This is a genomic window from Stenotrophomonas sp. YJH_SMC_17, assembly GCF_059371655.1.
The window spans coordinates 281875-301351 of record NZ_JCAFUU010000003.1 but is presented as its reverse complement, the minus strand read 5'-3'; the positions used below and the strand labels follow the sequence as shown (position 1 = coordinate 301351).

The window sequence follows — 19477 nt, the reverse complement described above, 5'->3', positions numbered from 1 at the left end:
TGGCACGTCGGGAAGTATCGCTGCGATCTGCTGGAAAACGGGGGACCCATCGAGGCCGGTCCCAGCCTGTTGTTTTACTGCCTTTGGCCACGCTTGGGCAGACTGGACAAGGAGAAATCGCGGTGGCTAGTCATGTTCCTGTAAACGCCGTTCACGTTCGCGCTCTTCTGCGGTAACCACGCAGGGCACCGTGACCGCCGCCGCCGGTACCAGCCACCAGCGCCGCCGGTTGGCCACGCCGGCCAGTTCAGCGCGGTTGCGATCGATGCACGACAGCATTGCGTATTCGTGGACCAGCAGCCAACGGCGTCCGGGCGCCAGCCGCTGCCAGCGCGTGGCGGCTATCAGCTGCTCGTCCCAGGCGGTCTCGAAGCCGAAGGTCGCCGCGGGGCGGTCGGCCAGCAGCAGATGCTGTTCCTTCCAGGCCACCAGCCCCAGCTCGGCATCCGGGCGCAGGCGTGCTCCGACCGTGCGCATCAGGCCGCGGGCGGAACTGGAATCGTTCAGCAGGGGGTAGCCGACCAGGCTGTACAGCGCCCATACCATGGCCAGGGTCGACACCAGCGCATGATGCCGGCGACGGCCGCAGGCCAGCAGGCTCAACCCGCCCCACAGCCCCATCGCCAACAGCGCCCACGCCAATGTATCGGTCGCGCCCGGCGGCAGCCCGCGCCCATGGGCAAGGCCCACCTCGAAGTGCGGATCACCCAGCAGTGCAAGCGCCCCGGCCAGGCCCAGGCCGATCGCCAGCAGCGCGGTGAACCCTGCCAGGACCGCCTGCACATCGCGCCGTTTCAGCAGCCCGGGCAGCAGCGGGGCCAGCGCCAGGCAGAACATCGGCAACGCCGGCAGGATGTAGACATCGCGCTTGCCCTGTGGAATCGAGAAGAACAGTACGACCAGCCCCCACCAGGCCAGCGGCAGCAGGTAACGGGGGTCGCGGCGGCTCAGGCGCCGGCGCCACGCCGGGATCGCCCATGGCAACGCCAGGAACGCCGGTATCCACATCGACGGCATCACGCCGAGGAAATACCACCACGGCTGGTGGTGGTCCCAGGACTGCGTGTAGCGTCGGGCCGTCTGCCGGAACAGGATGTCGTCGATGTAGGCCCGGTACGCGTCCGAACCGGTACCCCAGCCGGCCAGCAGCATCGGTACCAGCCACAGCGATACCGCCAGCAGGAAGGCCAGCGGTGCCAGCCAGAAGCGGCCGTCGCGCGCATGCAGGCAGACACGGGGCCAGTGCAGGGCCGCTGCGATGGCAGCCGGCACGATCATCAGCAGCGCCAGCATGCCCACGCCCTTGGTGATCACCCCGATGCCGGCGAAGAACCAGCCCAGCCACCACCAGCGCCAGGCGGGGCCCAGCAGCAGGTGGCGCAGAAGGCCATAGTTGGCCAGGGTGATGAACAGCACCAGCAGCGGATCGATCTGCGCCTTCTTCGCCTGGAAGGTGAACTGCAGCGCGAACAGCAGTGCCCATCCAGCGTAGAGCCCGACCTGGCGCGTCCACAGCCGGCGCCCCAGGTCGACCACGCACCACAGCGTGCCCAGCGCGGCCAGCAGCGAGGGCAGCAGGAAGGCCACGCGCCAGTGGCCGACCAGGCCGTACAGCGTGGCCTGCCACCACATCAGCATCGGTGGCTTGTCCGAATACAGCTCGGTGCCACGGTGCGGGAACAACCAGTAACCGCTGTCGACCATCTGCCGGGCCACCAGCGCGAAGCGTGGTTCGTCAGAGGGCCACGGATCGCGGAGACCGAGACCGGCCCCCAGCACCAGCAGGGCCACCACCACGAACAACCACGTCTGGCGCGACGCGTGGGTTTTCAGCATGGGACTCGAAACGGCAGCGGGGGGTCAGCCTGCTTTTATCAGACGCGCGTAGAAGAAACCGTCAGCATCGTTGTCCCCGGGCAGCCGCTGGCGTGCCACGCCCTCGCAATCCACGCCAAATGCGTCACCCAGGGGCTGTGCCATAGCGTCCGGATGCCACTTCAGGAACGCGCGCACCTGGTCGATGTTTTCCGCGCGCAGGATCGAGCAGGTGGCATACAGCAGCACGCCGCCCGGGCGCAGCATCGACCAGCAGGCCTCCAGCAGGCGCGCCTGCACGCCCACCAGTGCATCGATGTCTTCGGCACGGCGGTGGAACATCACATCCGGCTGGCGACGGATCACGCCGGTGGCCGAACACGGCGCATCCAGCAGGATCGCGTCGAACGGCACGCCATCCCACCACGCGCCGGGATCGCTGGCGTCGGCGACCAGGGTCTGCGCATGCTCGCCCACGCCGGTGCGGGTATAGGTGTCGCGCGCACGGGCCAGCCGACGCGCGTCGATATCCAGTGCCAGCAGGCGCAGGCTCGGGTCGCGCTCCAGCAGGTGCGCCGACTTGCCGCCAGGTGCCGCGCAGGCATCCAGCACGCGCGCGCCGGTCGCAGGCGCCAGCGCGTCGGCCGCGCATTGCGCCGACAGGTCCTGCACCGACAGTGCACCATCGGCGAAACCCGGCAGCTGGTTGACGGCAACGGGAGCCGCCAGGCGCAATGCATCGGTGCAGAGCGCGCTCGGTTCAGCGGCAATGCCGGCCTCGGCCAGCGCCGCCATGGCTTTGTCGCGGCCACCGTGCTGACGGTTGGCGCGCAGCCACAGCGGCGCAGGCTGCAGGCTGGCATTGAAGATCGCCTCGGCCTGCGCCGGCCAGTCGCGTTCGATCGCATCAGCCAACCATTCCGGGAAGGCGTCGCGCGCAGGCTGTTCGGGGAACCCTTCGCGCTGGGCGCGGCGCAGGATCGCATTGACCAGGCCGGCCTGGCGCTCACGACCTAGCGCGCGCGCCGCATCGACCGTAGCCGAAAGCGCAGCGTGAGCAGGCAGTTCGAGCACGTCCAGCTGGGCGAAGCCGACCATCAGCAACGTACGCAGGTCGGCATCGCGCGCCGACAGCGGCTTCTGCATCCAGGCCTGCAAGGCCGCGTCGTAGGTGCTGCGACGGCGCAGTACAGCGAAACACAGGGCTTCCAGCAGCGCACGGTCGCGGCTGTCGGCCAGCTTCGGCAGCGCCCAGGCCAGTTCGGCCTTCAACGAACGGCCACGGGTGAACACCTGTGCCAGCACGCGCGCGGCCAGCATGCGCGTGGCCGCACCCGGCGCCGCCCTGGCGACGGAGAAATCGTTCTGCTTGGACACCGCTTATGCCCCCACGCGCAGGTCGCGGCGAGCGTTGAGATAGTCGGCGGCGGTGATCGCCTTGCCGCCTTCACGCTGCAGCACGCGCAGGCGCAGTGCGCCCTGGCCACAGGCGATGTCGATGCCATCGCGGCTGGCGGCCAGTACGGTGCCCGGTGCCTGGCCGTGGTCCGCCTCCAGCGCCACCGCACCATGGATGCGGACGCGTTCGCCGGCCAGCGTCGCCTCGGCGATCGGCCACGGATTGAACGCGCGCACGGTCCGCGCCAGCGCGCCGGCGTCCTGCGCCCAGTCCAGCTTGGCTTCGGCCTTGTCCAGCTTGTGCGCGTAGGTCACGCCCTGTTCCGGCTGCGGCCGCGCGATCGGCTTGATGCCGGCACGCAGCAGGCCCAGGCCATCGGACAGCACCTGTGCGCCCAGCTCGGCCAGCTTGTCGTGCAGCTGGCCACCGGTATCGGTGGCAGCGATCGGCAGTTCCTGGTGCAGCAGCACCGGGCCGGTATCCAGGCCCGCTTCCATCTGCATCAGGCACACGCCGGTCTTCGTGTCACCGGCCTGGATCGCACGCTGGATCGGCGCGGCACCGCGCCAGCGCGGCAGCAGCGAGGCGTGCACGTTCCAGCAGCCATGGGTCGGGATGGCCAGCACCGCCTTGGGCAGGATCAGGCCATAGGCCACCACCACCATCAGGTCCGGCTGCAGCTCGCGCAGCTGCTGCTGGGCGGCTTCGCCCTTCAGCGACTCCGGCTGGTAGACCGGAATGCCACGGGCCACGGCCTCAAGCTTGACCGGCGAAGGCGCCAGGCCACGGCCACGACCGGCCGGGCGGTCCGGCTGGGTGTAGACCGCCACGACCTCATGGTGGCGCGCAGCCGCGCGCAGCGACGACACCGCGAATTCCGGCGTACCGGCAAAGACAATCCTCATGGCTACCCCACTTGCAGGATGGATTCGTGCAGGAAAGAAAACGGCGCCGTCGGCCGGCGCCGTACAGCCCACGCGTGCGGCGCGGGCAAGGGCCACCCGGAGGGCGGCCCGGATGGGCGATCACGCCACGTGCTTGCGCTGCTTGGCCAGCTTCTTGCGCACCATCTCGCGCTTGAGCGGCGACAGATAGTCGATGAACAGCTTGCCGTCCAGGTGATCCATCTCGTGCTGGATGCAGGTGGCCAGCACTTCGCCGGCTTCCATCTGCTGTTCCTGGCCGTTGCGGTCCAGGTACTTCACGGTGATGGTGTCGGCACGGGTGACGTCGGCGAAGATGCCCGGGACCGACAGGCAGCCCTCCTGGTACACCCGGCCCCCGTCCCTGGCGACGATTTCCGGGTTGATGAACACATGCGGTTCATTCTTTTCTTCGCTGACGTCGATGACCATGAAGCGCTTGTGCACGTCCACCTGGGTGGCGGCCAGGCCGATGCCCGGGGCGTCATACATGGTCAGGAACATGTTGTCGATCAGTTCCTGGAAGGCCGGCGTGGTGACTTCGGCAGCTTCGATCAACGCGGCCTTGGTACGCAGACGCGGATCGGGGAACTCGAGAATGGGGAGAAGGGCCATGGCTGTTTCCGGATAGGGGGCCGGCACGCCGGCATACGTCGCAGATTCTAGCTCCAACGCTTGCCTTGCGCCCCGGTTTCTGGACTATAGTGCGCGGACCTGTTGGGGAATCAGGGCTTCACACCTATGTTGCTTCGTTTTCGTACGGTCGTCGCCGCGGCGATGCTGACCGTGGCTGCCTATGCTACCGCCGTGGAAGTGAATGGCGGGCACCCGGACACCTATGTGGTCCGAAAAGGGGATACGTTGTGGGATATCGCCGCACGTTTCCTGCAGAAGCCGTGGCTGTGGCCGGAGATCTGGCAGGCCAATCCGCAGATCGCCAATCCGCACCTGATCTATCCCGGTGACGTGCTCAGCCTGGCCTATCTGGACCGGGTGACCGTGGCTGCCCGGCCGGGCCCGCGCCAGGAGGCGCCGATCGACGCCATTCCGCTGGCCCAGGTCGAGCCGTTCCTGAAGCAGCTGAGCGTGGTCGACAGCATCGAGCAGCTGCCGTCCGTGGTTGGCCTTGAAGAGGAACGCCTGCGCGCCACCAGCGGCCACGCCGTCTACGTGCGCCTGGCCGAGGCCCAGCTGGGCCAGCGCTGGGCCGTGGTCCGTCCCACCGTGCGCTACGCCCAGCCCAAGCCGACCGAGGACCTGACCGCCAACGGCAGCGTCACCCCGGGCAGCGGCAACCTGTGGCGGGACTACAACGCCCCCAACCACCGCCGCGGCGTGCTCGGCTATGAACTTGCCCAGGTCGCCACCGGCACCATCACCCAGGTCGCCGGCGGCAAGGTCCAGGCGTCCACGCTGGTGCTGGACAAGAACGAAGGCGGCCGTGAAGTCCGCGCGGGCGACCGCCTGGTCCCGATCGAGGCCAGGCCGTACGACCTGCAGTTCGTGCCGCATGTACCGGCAGCCAGCGTCGAAGGCGTCGATGTACGCGTGCTGGCGGTCACCGACATGTTCACGACCGGTGGTCCGCGCGACGTGATCGCAATCTCGGCAGGCCGCTTCCAGGGCGTGGACAACGGCACCGTGTTCTCGCTGTGGCGGCCGGGCCGCCATGTGGCGGACCGCCTGAAGTACCCGACATCGTCGCGCACGGATGATGCCCTCGCCGGCAGCGTCGGCCGGGTGGTGCTGCCGGACGAGTACGCCGCGCACGCTATGGTGTTCCGCACCTTCGACAACGTCAGCTACGCACTGGTGATGCAGGGCGTGAAGCCGGTGCGCGTGGGGTACAACGCACTGCACCCGGATGCGCGGTAAAAAGTCGACTGTTGGTCGACTGATCTTCACCGCCCCCCCCCCGAAAGCGCCCGCGCTGCGCGCGGTAGTCGACTGACAGTCGACTCTACAGGGGCGGTCTCCGGCAAACCCTGACAATCACATGCGAAGGCGCCCTAGGGCGCCTTTGTTGCATGCCCTCCGTAGAGTCGACTGTTAGTCGACTGCTTTTCACCCGGCCACCGGAAACGCCCGCACTGCGTGCGATGGTCGACTGACAGTCGACCCTACAGGGCGGTCTCCGGCAAACCCTGACAATCACATGCGAAGGCGCCCTAGGGCGCCTTCGTTGTATCCGGCCGATAGTGGGGGAATGACCAGACAGGTGGATGAGGCGCTGCTGCGCCTGGTGATGGCAGGCGGCGCGCTGGCGCCACGGCGGGCCCTGCTGCAGGCCGCGGGCAACGCAGAGATTGCGATCACGCAGGGCGCTGCGAACTGGCGCGCACACGGCTGTACGCCAGAGCAGTGCGCTGCACTGGAACGCCCTGACGTCCGGGCCTGGACCGTGGCACGGCACTGGCTGGAAGACGACGACCACCATCTGCTGTCCTTCGCCGACGCAGCCTTTCCGCCGCCCCTGCTGGACGTCCCGAACCCGCCGCTGGCGCTGTTCGTTGCGGGCGATCCGAGCCTGGCCTGGCGCCCCTCGGTGGCGCTGGTCGGCAGCCGCTCGCCAACCCCGGGAGGACGCGCGCTGGCCGCGCGCTTTGCCAGCTGCTTCGTCGATGCCGGACTGGCCGTAACCAGTGGCCTGGCGGCCGGCATCGACGCGGCCGCCCACCTGGCCACGCTGGAGGCCGGCGGCTGTACGGTGGCGGTGATCGGGACCGGCCCTGACCGCGCCTATCCGGACAGCAACGCCCGCTTGCAGGCACGCATCGCTGCCGAAGGCGCGGTGCTCAGCGAGTACCTGCCGGGCACACCGGCACGCCCGGGCCACTTCCCCGCGCGCAACCGGCTGGTGGCCGGGCTGGCGCTGGCGACAGTGGTGGTCGAGGCCGCGCAACGCTCCGGCGCCCTGATCACCGCACGGCTGGCTGCCGAGGCCGGCCGCGAGGTCTGCGCCCTGCCCGGCTCGGTGCTCAATCCGCGCGCGGCCGGCTGCCACCGGCTGATCCGTGAAGGCGCCGCGCTGGTCGAACGCCCCGAGGAAGTACTGGAACTGCTCGCCCCCGCCCTTCGCCAGCAGCTTCCGGGCTTGCAATCGCGGCTGGCCACCCCCACTGAACAGGCACCGCCGGCACTCCTGCCGGCGCGCTGGGCCGACGACCCTGACTACCAGCGCTTGTGGCGGGCCCTGGACCACAACCCAAGCAGTATGGATTCACTGATCACGTGCTGTGGATTGACGGCGCCCCAGGTGTCCTCCATGCTGCTGGCCATGGAACTGGCGGGAATCGTGGTGTGCGTACACGGCCGCTACTGTCGAACTCCCTAGTTTCTTCACCTCCACAGCGTCGCGCGACGCAGGCCGAGGGGCAATGAAAGAGAGCATCCTGGACGTACTGCTGTACCTGTTTGAACACTATTTCAGCGAAGATGCGGACCTGATCCGTGACCGCGATTCGCTCCAGAACGGCCTGATCCAGGCCGGTTTCAGCCCAACCGAGATCAACAAGGCGTTCGACTGGCTCGATGCCCTGGCCGCGCAGCGGCCGAGCGTGGCCCAGGCGAGGGTCGATGGCCCCGTGCGCGTCTACCACGGCCCCGAGCTGGACAAGCTGGACGTGGAATGCCGCGGTTTCCTGCTGTACCTGGAACAGCACGGCATCCTCGACGCCGACCAGCGCGAGCTGGTGCTGGACCGGGCGATGGCCCTGGACCAGGACGAACTGGACCTGGACGACCTGAAATGGGTCGTACTGATGGTGCTGTTCAACCAGCCCGGCTCCGAGGCGGCGTATGCCTGGATGGAGACGCAGATGTTCATGGACGAGCCAGAACCCCTGCACTGACCGTACACTTGGGGGCATAGCGCATTCAGGAGCGTCCCCGTGAGCGAGTGGTTCCATGCAGAAGGCAACCGGCAGCAAGGTCCGCTGCCGGCGGAACAGTTGGTGGAGTTGTTCCGCAACAACCAGATCTCCCTGGACACCCTGGTCTGGCGCGACGGCCTGCCGCAATGGCAGCCGTTGCGTACCGTCGTGGACGAACTGGGCCTGATCGTGCCGGCGCTGGACGCCGCTGTACCGCCGGTCGAACCGGATCCCGAACCAGTCGCACCGCCTCCGCCACAGCCTCCGGTACTGCCGGCGCCCACGCCGTATGCCACCAGCGCATCGGCCGGCGTGCTGCCGCCGCCGAAGAAGAAGCTGTCCGGCTGTGCGTTGACCGCCATCATCGGGGGTGGCCTGTTGCTGGTGATGGTGCCGATCCTGGCCATCCTCGCCGCCATCGCGCTGCCGGCGTACAAGGACTACACCGTGCGCAGCAAAGTCGCCGGCGCCGTAGCCGCGCTGCAGCCGCTGAAGGACCAGGTGCAGCATTTCGCCGATGACGAAGGCCGCTGCCCGGGCGCCAATGACGCCGGCTTCCCGGCCCCGGGCGATTTCGCCCATGCCGGCCTGTCGGCAGTGAACATCGGCCGCTTCAACAACGGCCACTGCGGCATCGAAGCGACCCTGGCCATGCCGGGCAAGAGCATCGACGGCGATCTGCTGTGGCTGGAATACGACCGCGACAGTGGCCGCTGGGAATGCAGCGGCGCCAGCGACGACAAGTACCTGCCGCCGTCGTGCCGCGGCTGAGCCGCATGCACGCCGGTACCTCCAAGGACGATCCAACAGGAAACATGCAATGACTGAGTGGTACTACGCTGAAGGGCAGCAACGCCAGGGCCCGCTGCCGGTCCAGGAGATCCGCCAGCGCTTCCAGCGCGGGCAGCTGAACCTGGACACCCTGGTCTGGCGCGAAGGCATGGCACAGTGGGCTGCGCTGCGCCAGGTGGTCGATGAGCTCGGCCTGCAGACACTGGCCGATGCCAATGCAACAGCGGCCGGCAGCAGCGGTTTCGACCTGCGCAACGACTATGCGGCCATCGACAACGGCACCGCGCCGCTGCCCGGCACCGGCGCCCTCAGCAGTTCGCCCTACAGCGCCCCGGCGGCGCTTGGCGCCGGCACCCACGCACAACCGGTGGTGGGCGGCGAAGTGGTCTACGCAGGCTTCTGGAAGCGCGTCGCGGCATACATGATCGACTACTTCGTGCTGGTCATTCCCGGCAGCATCATCGGCGCCATCATCGGCGTGGTGCTCGGTGCCAGCATGGGCGCGATCGGCAGTGGTGAATCGACCATCGAAGTCGTCGCCCAGCTGTCCAGCGCGCTGATCAACTTCGCCATCGGCATGGCGTACTACACCTGGTTCCATGCGTCGAAGGGCGGGGCCACGCTGGGCAAGATGGCGGTCGGCATCAAGGTCGTGCGCAGCAATGGCGAGCGCCTGACCAAGGCCCGCGCGTTCGGTCGCTACTGGGCCATGCTGCTGAGCAGCTTCACCCTCGGCATCGGTTTCCTGATGGCGGCCTTCACCGAGCGCAAGCAGGGCCTGCACGACATGATCTGCGACACCCTGGTGGTCGACCGCTGGGCCTTCACCGACCAGCCGCAGCTGCAACGGCGCGAACTGGGCGCGGTCACCATCGCGATCCTGGTGGTGACCGGCCTGCTGACGCTGACAGGCCTGGTCCTGCTGGTCTTCGCCGTCGGCTTCATCGCCAAGATGGCCTCCTGAGCGACCATCCTCACGCCCCGCTGCTTGACATGGGCGGGCCGGGCGTGATTCCTCTAGCAAGGTGAAACCTGAACGCCCGGCACACTACCGGGCGTTCAGTTTATGGATTTGCCCGTGGCCGCTTCACTAATGCGGCCGTTTGCTCCACCCTAGCGGCCCCTTCCCCCGGTCCGCCCACAGACCTTTCCCGACATGCCCAAGCACCTGCTCATCGTCGAATCGCCGGCCAAGGCCAAGACGATCAACAAATACCTCGGCAAGGACTACACCGTCCTGGCCTCGTATGGGCATGTGCGCGACCTGATCCCGAAGGAAGGCGCGGTCGACCCGGACAACGGGTTCGCGATGCATTACGACGTCATCGACAAGAACGAGAAGCACGTCGATGCCATCGCCAAGGCCGCCAAGGGCGCCGACGACATCCTGCTGGCGACCGACCCGGATCGCGAGGGTGAAGCGATCAGCTGGCACATCGCCGAGATCCTGAAGGAGCGTGGGCTGGTCAAGGACAAGCCGATGCAGCGCGTGGTCTTCACCGAGATCACCCCGCGCGCCATCAAGGAAGCCATCAACCAGCCGCGCGCCATCGCCAGCGACCTGGTGGACGCCCAGCAGGCGCGCCGCGCGCTGGATTACCTGGTCGGTTTCAACCTGTCGCCGGTGCTGTGGCGCAAGGTCCAGCGCGGCCTGTCCGCCGGCCGCGTGCAGAGCCCGGCGCTGCGCATGATCGTCGAGCGCGAGGAAGAGATCGAAGCCTTCGTCGCCCGTGAGTACTGGTCGATCGCCGCCGAGTGCGCGCACCCCAGCCAGCACTTCAACGCCAAGCTGATCAAGCTGGACGGGCAGAAATTCGAGCAGTTCACCGTCACCGACGGCGACACCGCTGAAGCGGCACGCCTGCGCATCCAGCAGGCCGCGCAGGGCTCGCTGCATGTCACCGACGTGGCCAGCAAGGAGCGCAAGCGCCGCCCGGCGCCGCCGTTCACCACCTCCACCCTGCAGCAGGAAGCCTCGCGCAAGCTCGGTTTCACCACCCGCAAGACCATGCAGGTGGCGCAGAAGCTGTATGAAGGTGTGGCGATCGGTGACGAAGGCACCGTCGGCCTGATCTCGTACATGCGTACCGACTCGGTGAACCTGTCGCAGGACGCGCTGGCCGAGATCCGCGACGTGATCGCCCGTGATTACGGCATCGCCTCGCTGCCGGACCAGCCCAACACCTACCAGACCAAGTCGAAGAACGCCCAGGAAGCGCACGAAGCGGTGCGCCCGACCTCGGCCCTGCGCACCCCCGCCCAGGTCGCGCGCTTCCTGACCGACGACGAGCGCCGCCTGTACGAGCTGATCTGGAAGCGCGCCGTCGCCTGCCAGATGATCCCGGCCACGCTCAACACCGTCAGCGTCGACCTGTCGGCCGGCAGCGAGCACGTGTTCCGTGCCAGTGGTACCACCGTGGTGGTGCCCGGCTTCCTGGCCGTGTACGAGGAAGGCAAGGACAACAGGAGCGCCGAGGACGAGGACGAAGGCCGCAAGCTGCCGGCGATGAAGCCGGGCGACCGCGTGCCGCTGGAACGCATCCTGGCCGAACAGCATTTCACCCAGCCGCCGCCGCGCTACACCGAAGCGGCGCTGGTGAAGGCGCTGGAAGAGTACGGCATCGGCCGTCCCTCGACCTACGCCTCGATCATCCAGACCCTGCTGTTCCGCAAGTACGTGGAAATGGAAGGCCGCAGCTTCCGCCCGTCCGACGTCGGCCGTGCGGTGTCCAAGTTCCTGTCCAGCCATTTCACCCAGTACGTGGATTACGACTTCACCGCCAAGCTGGAAGACGAGCTCGATGCCGTCTCGCGCGGCGAGGAAGAGTGGATCCCGCTGATGGCCCGCTTCTGGGAACCGTTCAAGGAGCTGGTGGAAGACAAGAAGGAATCGGTCGACCGCGCCGAGGCCAGTGGCGCGCGCGAGCTCGGCACCGACCCGAAGACCGGCAAGCCGGTCAGCGTGCGCCTCGGCCGCTTCGGGCCTTACGCCGCCATCGGCAGCACCGCCGAGGACGCCGAGGAGAAGCCGAAGTTCGCCTCGCTGCGCCCCGGCCAGTCGATGCACACCATCTCGCTGGAAGACGCGCTGGAGCTGTTCTTGATGCCGCGCGCGCTGGGCGAGGACAACGGCGAGCCAGTCAGCGTCGGCATCGGTCGCTTCGGCCCGTTCGCCAAGCGCGGCAGCACCTATGCCTCGCTGAAGAAGGAAGACGACCCGTACACCATCGACCTGGCCCGCGCCGTCTTCCTGATCGAAGAGAAGGAAGAAATCGCGCGCAACCGGATCATCAAGGAATTCGACGGCAGCGACATCCAGGTGTTGAACGGCCGCTTCGGGCCGTACATCAGCGACGGCAGGATGAACGGCAAGATCCCCAAGGATCGCGAGCCGGCATCGCTGACCCTGGCTGAAGTGCAGCAGCTGATGGAAGAAACCGGCAAGCCGGTGCGCAAGGGCTTCGGCGCCAAGAAGGCCGCAGCGAAGAAGGCACCGGCCAAGAAGGCGGCAGTGAAGAAGGAAGCCGTGCCGAAGAAGGCTGCTGCCAAGAAGGCCCCGGCCAAGAAAGCGGTAAAGAAGGCGGTGAAAAAGGCCGCCGCGAAGAAGGCGCCGGCCAAGAAGGCCGCTGCAAAGAAGGCCGCTGCAAAGAAGTAGATCCACGCCACGCGTGGATGAGGGTCAAGGTGTGCGGACCAACGGTCCGCACCCACCCGGGGTGCGGGTTCCACCCCATCTGCACGCTGCAGGGGGATAATGAAGGCCCACGCCGGGCCGGTCGCCGCCATGAAAGAACTCACCCTGGACTCTGCCGTCGCCACGCTCCGCGCGGGCGGCGTGATCGCCTACCCGACCGAAGCGGTCTGGGGCCTGGGCTGCGATCCCTCGCACGAAGCGGCCGTGCACATGGTGCTGCGGCTGAAGCAGCGTCCGATCGAGAAGGGCATGATCCTGGTCGCCGCCGAGTTGCCGCAACTGGAAGGCTGGGTGCGCCTGCAGGCCCTGCCAGATGCCCGCCAGCGCGCGGTGCTGGCCAGCTGGCCCGGCGCCAATACCTGGATCCTGCCGGCGGGCCCGCGTGCGCGGCCCTGGGTGACCGGCGAACACAGCGGCATCGCAGTACGCATCAGCGCCCACCCGCTGGTGGCCGAACTCTGCCGCGCCTGGGGAGGCCCGCTGGTGTCCACCAGCGCCAACCTGGCCGGCGAGCCCCCAGCACGCAGCCGCGAAGAGCTTGACCCGCGCCTGCTGCGCCTGCTCGACGGCATCCTCGATGGGGAGACCGGCGGCCTGGCCCAACCCACGCCGATCCGCGACGCCCTCAGCGGCAACGTGCTGCGCTCCTGAGCGGCCGATTGCGCTGCCCCGGACAATCACGCACCCTGCCGCCATGAACCTGTTGCGCGCCGCCCTCAGTCTCAGCCTGCTGCTGCCGTGGATGGCGCCCGCTGCGGACGCCGAGGACGTGCGCGTGTACCGCTGCGTGGCCAGCAACGGTGCCGTCGCCCTGCAGGACAAACCCTGCAACAGCGGCCGCCAGGAAGTTCGCGACCTGCAGCGTCCACGCGATCCGGCGCCGCGCGTGGTGCGCAGCGATGCGGCACCCGCACCGCCGGACGCGGTTCCGGCCGTGCGCGATCGCGAAGTCCGCCACGTCTACATCCAGCCGCCGCAGCCGATGTACGAGTGCGTGAGCGACGACGGGCAGCGCTATACCAGCGACAACAACGAAGGCAATCCGCGTTGGGTGCCCTTGTGGACCAGCGTCTGGCTGCCGCACGGGCATCGTGGCCCGGCCTACCCTGGTCCACGCCCGGCCATCGGCACACCGATCGGTCCACCCGTCGGCGAAGGCGCAGGCTACCGGCCGCCTGCGGTCGGCGTAGGCGTGCAGGTCCCGGCCGGCAGCGTGCTGGTGCGCGACAGCTGCCATGCGCTGCCGCCACAGGAGGTGTGCGCGCGGCTGCGCGATCGCCGCTGGGAACTGGATCGTCGCTACAACAGCGCATTGCAGAGCGAGCGCACCGCCATCAGCAATGAACAGCGTGGCATCGACGCGCGCCTGTCGCGCGACTGCCAGCGCTGAGCGCAGCCCGGCATCGCAGCCTGTACGCTGTAGGCATGAAGAGACTGATCTGGCTGGCCCTGGCATTGCTGCCTGGCAGCGCACTGGCTGAGGAGAGTGTGATCTACCGCTGCACGTCCAGCAGCAGCGACATTCCGACCCTGCAACGTACGCCCTGCCCGTCCGGCAGCAAGCAGCAGGTGCTGCGCGTGCCCGACCCGTCCAACGCGCAGCCAGCGGTGGTCGTGCCGACGGCGGCGCCACCACCTGCGGTCGCCGAGATGCCCGCCGCAGCGCCGACCAGGTCCGCTGCAGTGCCTGCGGCCGCAGCGGCTCCAAGGCGCGCGGACGAAGGGCGCACCATCATGGAAGCGGGAATGGTCGAACGCGAAGGCGGCAACCAGATTCTCGACAGCGCGACCCTGCGTCGAGACGCCGAGGCCCGCGCCGAAGCGGGCAACGGGCCACCGAAGCCGCCGCTGCCCTCGATCTTCCAGTGCACCGACAGCCAGGGCGGTGGTTACCTGTACGAATACGAGGCCGCGCCTGGTCGCTGCGAACCGATGACGGTGCAGGGGCTGGGCGGTGTCACGCCGGCCAATGCGGCCGGTTGCGAAGTCGTGCGCGACCGTTGCGAGGAATTGCCCGAAGCACAGCGATGCGGCGGCTGGCAGCAACGCTTCCGCGACGCACGCGGCCGCGAGCGGTTCGCCACGCCGGAGAAGCGCGACGCCGCACGCGGGGAGCGCGAACGGCTGCAGGGTGTGCTGGAGGCGAGCAACTGCCCGGTACCAGGGTGACCGCTTCCACGCGTGGCGTGGATCTACGCTACCTCCGCCGGGCATGACCGGGCACGGTCCCGGTGGCGCCGGGCCATGCCCGGCGAAAAGACCACCCGAGATCAGAACCCGTAACGCAGGAAACCGCCATCCACCGCGATGCACTCGCCGGTGACATAGCTGGCGGCAGGCAGGCACAGGAAGCCTACGGCCGCGGCCACTTCCTCCGGCTCGCCAATGCGGCGCATCGGTGTGCGGTTGACCACTTCCTCGTAGTAATCCGGGTCGGACAGCGGCCCGGACGTGCGCCGCGTGCGGATGTACCACGGCGCCACCGCATTGACCCGGATGCCATCCTCGGCCCACTCGACGGCCAGATTGCGGGTCATCTGGTGCATCGCGGCCTTGGTCATGCCGTAGACCACGCCGCTGCGCACATGGGTCAGGCCGGACACGCTGCCGACGTTGACGATCGACGACGATGCGTGGCGTGCCAGCAACGGATGCGCGTAGCGCGACAGCTCGAACGCCGAGAACAGGTTGGTCTCGAAGATCTTGCGCCATTCGTCCTCGGAATACTCCGTGGCCGCCTTGGTGACGTTGCCGCCGGCGTTGTTGACCAGGATGTGCAGGCCATCGCTGTGGTCTTCCACCCAGTCCAGGATCTGCCGGCGGTCCTCGTCGTCGGAGACATCGGCGGCCAGCGCGTGTACCTGCATCTGCGGATACACGTCCAGCAGTTCGTCGCGCGCGGTCTCCAGCATGTCGATATCGCGGCCGACGATCATCAGGTCAGCGCCGAAGCCGGCCAGTTCATGCGCGATGGCCAGGCCGATGCCGGCGCTGGCGCCGGTAATCAGAGCCATCTGGCCATCCAGGCGCCACCGTTGCTGGGTCATGTGTCCTCCGGGGCCGCGCCCGCTGCATTTCGATGCGGCAAGGATACGCGCTCACGGCCGCGCCCTGCCGGGGATGCGACACTGCACGTACGCCCACCGCGGAGATCCGCCATGCGCATCCTGATCCTGTCCTCGCCCCTGCTGGCCAGCGTGCTGCTGGTGGCCTGCCAGCGTCCGCCGACACCGAACCCGGAGAAGCCACCGGTGCCCAAAGCGATCTCGCGTGCGATGCAGGAGCCGCTGGACCGTGCCAAGGGCGCGCAGAAGGCCGTGGACGAAGCGGCCGCACGCGAGCGCAAGGCCGAGGCCGACGCGACGCAATGACGGGTGGCCTGTGGGGTCAGAGCCCTTTGCGACGCAGAGGGCTCCTACCCCATGAACGAAAACGCCCGGCCGAAGCCGGGCGTTTCCAGTAGATCCACGCCATGCGTGGATGCTTTCCGATCAGAATCCGCAGAAGCAATACGCCAGCGCCTTCACCGGCGCGCCGTTGCCCTTCTCGCGGGCCGCGTTCTCGACGAAGCGCAGCTGCGTATCCACTTCCGGCATCGTGCGCGCCAGCATCATCCGCGCCATGCCCGAATCGGACAGCATCCAGGCGCCGGCACGGCTGCCGGCGAAACCGCTGACGAACTGCGCGAACGGCGTCGCCGCCTTCTCGATGTAGCGCACGCGGTAGGCATCGGCCTTGCCCAGCTTGGCACGGCTGGCGGCGTCGGCCACGGCGTCCTTCAGGCCACCGAAGGCATCGACCAGGCCACGTTCCTTGGCCTGCGCACCGCTCCACACGCGGCCACGGGCCACTTCATCGACCGCCTCGACCGGCTTCTTGCGGGCATCGGCCACGCGACCGGTGAAGTCGGCATAGCCCTTGTTGATCACCGTCTGGATGACCTGGCCGACGGCCGGATCCATCGGGCGGGTGACGTCGAAGGCGCCGGCAAAGCGGGTGGTGCCGACACCATCGGTGTGCACGCCGATCTTGTCCAGCGCGCGGCTGAAGTTGGGCACCATGCCGAAGATGCCGATCGAACCGGTGATGGTCGACGGATCGGCATAGATGCGATCGGCGTTCATGCTGATCCAGTAGCCACCGGAAGCAGCCAGGTCGCCCATCGACACCACCACCGGCTTGCCGGCAGCCTGCAGGGCAACCACTTCGCGGCGGATCTGCTCGGAGGCGAACACTTCACCGCCCGGCGAATCCACGCGCAGCACCACCGCCTTCACGTTTTCGTCGTCACGCGCGGCTCGCAGCAGCGCCGAGGTCGACTCGCCGCCGATGCGGCCGGCCGGCAGGTCGCCACCGCTGATCTCGCCTTCGGCCACCACCACCGCCACCTGCGGACGCGAGTCCACCGGGTTGCGGCGCGCGTCGAGCAGGGCCAGGTAACGACCGAAGTCGACGTTGCGGAAACCGCCGTCGGCATCGTCGTCGGCCACGCCGCGCTCGATCATCAGATCCTCGAATTCCTCGCGGGTCTTCAGCGCGGTCACCAGCTTCTGCTGCAGGGCGAACTTGGCCAGGTCGCCACCGGCGGCGGCGATGCCTTCCGGCAGGGTGTCGATGCCAGCCGCCAGCTGCGCCGGATCCAGGCGGCGGGCCTTGGCGATGTCGGCCAGGTAGCGCTGCCACACGTCGTTCATCCAGAACAGGTCGGCTTCCTTGGAGGCCGGCGAGGCGGCGTCGAGCACGTACGGCTCGGCAGCGGACTTGTACTCGCCCACCTTGAACAGGTGCACATCCACGCCCAGCTTGTCCTGCAGGCCGGTGCGGAAGTACTGGCGGTAGCGGCCCAGGCCCTCGAGCACCACCGACCCCATCGGGTCGAGGTAGACCTCGTCGGCCTGTGCGGCCAGCAGGTACTGCGACTGGCCCATGCTCTCGCTGTAGGCCACCAGCTGCTTGCCGGAGGCGCGCAGGTCCTGCAGCGCGGCGGCGACTTCACGCAGCGAGGCAAAGCCCGACGGCTGCAGCTTGTCCAGCTCCAGCACCACGCGCTCGATCTTCTTGTCTTCCTTGGCCGACTCGATCACCCGCAGCAGGTCGCGCAGCTGGATCTCTTCGGCGCCGTTGTCGCCCACCGCCTTGGCCAGCGCACGGCTGACCGGATCGGCGCTGAACTGCTCGACCAGGCGGCCTTCCGGCGCGATCACCAGGGTGGTGCGGTCCTGCAGCGACTTGCTGGCGCCGGCACCCATGCCGGCGGCGATGACGAACATCACCAGCAGCAGGAACAGCAGGCCGAAGAACACCAGGTTGAGGATCAACCGGCGGGTGAAGTTCATGACGTCCCACAGCCCGATGAAGAAACTGGCGACGGGATTGCGACGCGCCGGGGGCAGTGGGGGCACGGGTTGATTCATGGAGCGCTCCGGATGGCTTCTTGCCGTGGTACCAGCATAGCCGGTGCCGCGTGATGCGGCATCGGACACAAGTCAGGGGATCGCCCGCCATGGGTCGGCATGGCAGGCGGGAGGATCAGGACAGCATCGACTGGCCGATGCGCAGGCTGCTGCGGCGCAGGCGCCAGCCCATCAGGATGGCGGCGGCAGTCAGGCCGACGATCAGGCCGATCCACATGCCCTGCGGGCCCATGCCCAGGCCCAGGCCGAGCCCGGCGCCGAGCGGCATGCCCAGGCCCCAGTACGCGAACATGGCGATGAACATCGGCACGCGGGTGTCCTTCAGGCCACGCAGCGCACCGGCCGACAGCACCTGGATGCCGTCCGGGAACTGGAAGGTGGCCGCGTACAGCAGCAGGGTCGAGGCCAGGCCGGCCACCGCCAGGTCATTGGTGTAGACACCGACGATGGCGTCGTGGCCGAACAGCAGCACCGCCGCCGACAGCGTCTGCGTGCCCATGATGATCGCGTAGCCGGCCCACGCCGCGCGGCGCACGCCGAAACCATCGCCGCGGCCGACCGCATGGCCGACGCGTACGGTGGTGGCCTCGGCCACGCCCATCGGGATCATGAAGCACAGCTGCGCCACGTTGATCGCGATCTGATGTGCGGCCGCTTCATTGGCACCGAGGCGGCCGATCAGCAGCGCGGTGACGATGAACAGGCCGCCTTCCATCAGCACGGTAATGCCGATCGGCAGGCCGGTGCGCAGCAATTCCCAGATCGCCTTCCAGCGCGGCCCCTCGAAGTGCGAGAACAGCTGCAGGTGGGCGAAGCGCTTGGTGAACCACAGGTAGGTGGCGAAGGCGATCGCCTGCAGCCACATCATCACCGCCGAGGCGATGCCGAGCCCTTCGGCGCCCATTTCCGGGAAGCCGAGCTTGCCGTTGGCCAGCACATAGCCCATCGGGGCCAGCACCAGCAGGCCACCGAAACCGAGCAGCATGGTCGGCAGCGTCCAGTGCATGCCCTCGCTGAGGTAGCGCATGCAGAAGTACAGGGTCAGCGCCGGGCCACCCCAGCGCACTGCATGCAGGAACGCGGTGGCGCCCGGCACGATGTCCGGCGCGATGCCGAAGGCCGGCAGCAGCGGCGGCACCACCGTGAGGAAGGTGAACATGATCAGGCCCAGGCCCAGCGCCAACCACAGCGCCTGGCGGAACAGCGGGCCGATCTCGCGCTCGCGGCCGGCGCCATGCAGCTGCGAGACCGAAGCGGTAAGCGAGATGAGCGTGCCGATCGGGATCAGCATCGGCAGCCACAACAGCGCGGTACCGATGGTCACCGCGGCCAGGGTCGCCGTGGCGTGGTGGCCGGCAATCACATTGTCGACGAAGGAGATCAGACCGGTGGACACGTGCCCGAGCACAAGCGGCAGGGCGAGCAGACCGGTGGCGCCGACTTCCTTGCTGAAGCGCGGCGTGGAGGTTGCAGTAGACATAAGGTGCTTGACGCGAACTACGGTTGCGCGCGAAGGGCACAGGCACCGGGTTGCGGCCGGTCATCTTACGCGCGCCGCGCGCGCATTC

Annotated in this window: 17 protein-coding genes; 10 read left to right on the top strand and 7 right to left on the bottom strand. The window is 68.2% G+C overall.

Annotation, left to right across the window (positions count from 1 at the left end):
- Window positions 1–126: 126 nt before the first annotated feature.
- The 4 genes from AC5P8Z_RS11115 to def form a co-directional block, all read right to left on the bottom strand.
- Window positions 127–1836, bottom strand: coding sequence for an ArnT family glycosyltransferase (locus tag AC5P8Z_RS11115; RefSeq protein WP_286070045.1), 1710 nt, complete (start codon window positions 1834–1836; stop codon window positions 127–129).
- 24 nt (window positions 1837–1860) lie between these two features.
- Window positions 1861–3192, bottom strand: a complete 1332-nt coding sequence (gene rsmB / locus AC5P8Z_RS11110) for a 16S rRNA (cytosine(967)-C(5))-methyltransferase RsmB (protein ID WP_495229038.1) — start codon at window positions 3190–3192, stop codon at window positions 1861–1863.
- Window positions 3193–3195: 3 nt separating this feature from the next.
- Window positions 3196–4119 carry a methionyl-tRNA formyltransferase gene (gene fmt, locus AC5P8Z_RS11105; RefSeq protein WP_286070047.1) on the bottom strand — a complete coding sequence of 308 codons (924 nt, stop codon included), beginning with the start codon at window positions 4117–4119 and terminating at the stop codon, window positions 3196–3198.
- Window positions 4120–4239: 120 nt separating this feature from the next.
- Window positions 4240–4752 (bottom strand): peptide deformylase, encoded by a 513-nt coding sequence (gene def, locus AC5P8Z_RS11100; protein ID WP_286070048.1) that lies wholly within the window; start codon window positions 4750–4752, stop codon window positions 4240–4242.
- A gap of 126 nt (window positions 4753–4878) precedes the next feature.
- Here def and AC5P8Z_RS11095 point away from each other — a divergent pair, with 126 nt between their 5' ends.
- From AC5P8Z_RS11095 to AC5P8Z_RS11055, 9 genes are all read left to right on the top strand, one after another.
- Window positions 4879–6012 (top strand): LysM peptidoglycan-binding domain-containing protein, encoded by a 1134-nt coding sequence (locus AC5P8Z_RS11095; RefSeq protein ID WP_295567128.1) that lies wholly within the window; start codon window positions 4879–4881, stop codon window positions 6010–6012.
- A 331-nt stretch (window positions 6013–6343) separates the two neighbouring features.
- Window positions 6344–7471, top strand: coding sequence for a DNA-processing protein DprA (dprA, locus tag AC5P8Z_RS11090; RefSeq protein WP_495229037.1), 1128 nt, complete (start codon window positions 6344–6346; stop codon window positions 7469–7471).
- 43 nt (window positions 7472–7514) lie between these two features.
- Window positions 7515–7988, top strand: coding sequence for a DUF494 family protein (locus AC5P8Z_RS11085; protein WP_005411195.1), 474 nt, complete (start codon window positions 7515–7517; stop codon window positions 7986–7988).
- Window positions 7989–8027: 39 nt separating this feature from the next.
- On the top strand, window positions 8028–8780 hold the full coding sequence (locus AC5P8Z_RS11080; RefSeq protein ID WP_295567132.1) for a pilin: 753 nt from the start codon (window positions 8028–8030) through the stop codon (window positions 8778–8780).
- 49 nt (window positions 8781–8829) lie between these two features.
- Entirely contained in the window at window positions 8830–9765 is a 936-nt protein-coding gene (locus AC5P8Z_RS11075; protein ID WP_495229036.1) for an RDD family protein, read from the top strand.
- A 192-nt stretch (window positions 9766–9957) separates the two neighbouring features.
- On the top strand, window positions 9958–12456 hold the full coding sequence (locus AC5P8Z_RS11070; protein ID WP_495229035.1) for a DNA topoisomerase I: 2499 nt from the start codon (window positions 9958–9960) through the stop codon (window positions 12454–12456).
- A gap of 99 nt (window positions 12457–12555) precedes the next feature.
- Window positions 12556–13146 (top strand): L-threonylcarbamoyladenylate synthase type 1 TsaC, encoded by a 591-nt coding sequence (gene tsaC / locus AC5P8Z_RS11065; protein WP_495229034.1) that lies wholly within the window; start codon window positions 12556–12558, stop codon window positions 13144–13146.
- Window positions 13147–13189: 43 nt separating this feature from the next.
- Window positions 13190–13885 carry a DUF4124 domain-containing protein gene (locus AC5P8Z_RS11060; RefSeq protein ID WP_286070056.1) on the top strand — a complete coding sequence of 232 codons (696 nt, stop codon included), beginning with the start codon at window positions 13190–13192 and terminating at the stop codon, window positions 13883–13885.
- Window positions 13886–13920: 35 nt separating this feature from the next.
- Entirely contained in the window at window positions 13921–14664 is a 744-nt protein-coding gene (locus AC5P8Z_RS11055; RefSeq protein ID WP_286070057.1) for a hypothetical protein, read from the top strand.
- A gap of 101 nt (window positions 14665–14765) precedes the next feature.
- On the opposite strand, the gene AC5P8Z_RS11050 is transcribed toward AC5P8Z_RS11055, so the two are convergent.
- The gene (locus AC5P8Z_RS11050) at window positions 14766–15542 is read right to left on the bottom strand and encodes an SDR family oxidoreductase (RefSeq protein ID WP_495229033.1); all 777 of its coding nucleotides are present in this window, start codon (window positions 15540–15542) and stop codon (window positions 14766–14768) included.
- A gap of 111 nt (window positions 15543–15653) precedes the next feature.
- On the opposite strand from AC5P8Z_RS11050, the gene AC5P8Z_RS11045 reads away from it, so the two are divergent.
- Window positions 15654–15866 (top strand): hypothetical protein, encoded by a 213-nt coding sequence (locus AC5P8Z_RS11045; RefSeq protein ID WP_286070060.1) that lies wholly within the window; start codon window positions 15654–15656, stop codon window positions 15864–15866.
- Window positions 15867–15986: 120 nt separating this feature from the next.
- Here AC5P8Z_RS11045 and sppA read toward each other — a convergent pair whose 3' ends face one another.
- Window positions 15987–17909, bottom strand: a complete 1923-nt coding sequence (sppA, locus tag AC5P8Z_RS11040) for a signal peptide peptidase SppA (protein WP_049427515.1) — start codon at window positions 17907–17909, stop codon at window positions 15987–15989.
- A 115-nt stretch (window positions 17910–18024) separates the two neighbouring features.
- Window positions 18025–19389: an MATE family efflux transporter gene (locus tag AC5P8Z_RS11035; RefSeq protein WP_014038646.1), complete on the bottom strand. Its 1365-nt coding sequence runs from the start codon at window positions 19387–19389 to the stop codon at window positions 18025–18027.
- Window positions 19390–19477: the final 88 nt, after the last annotated feature.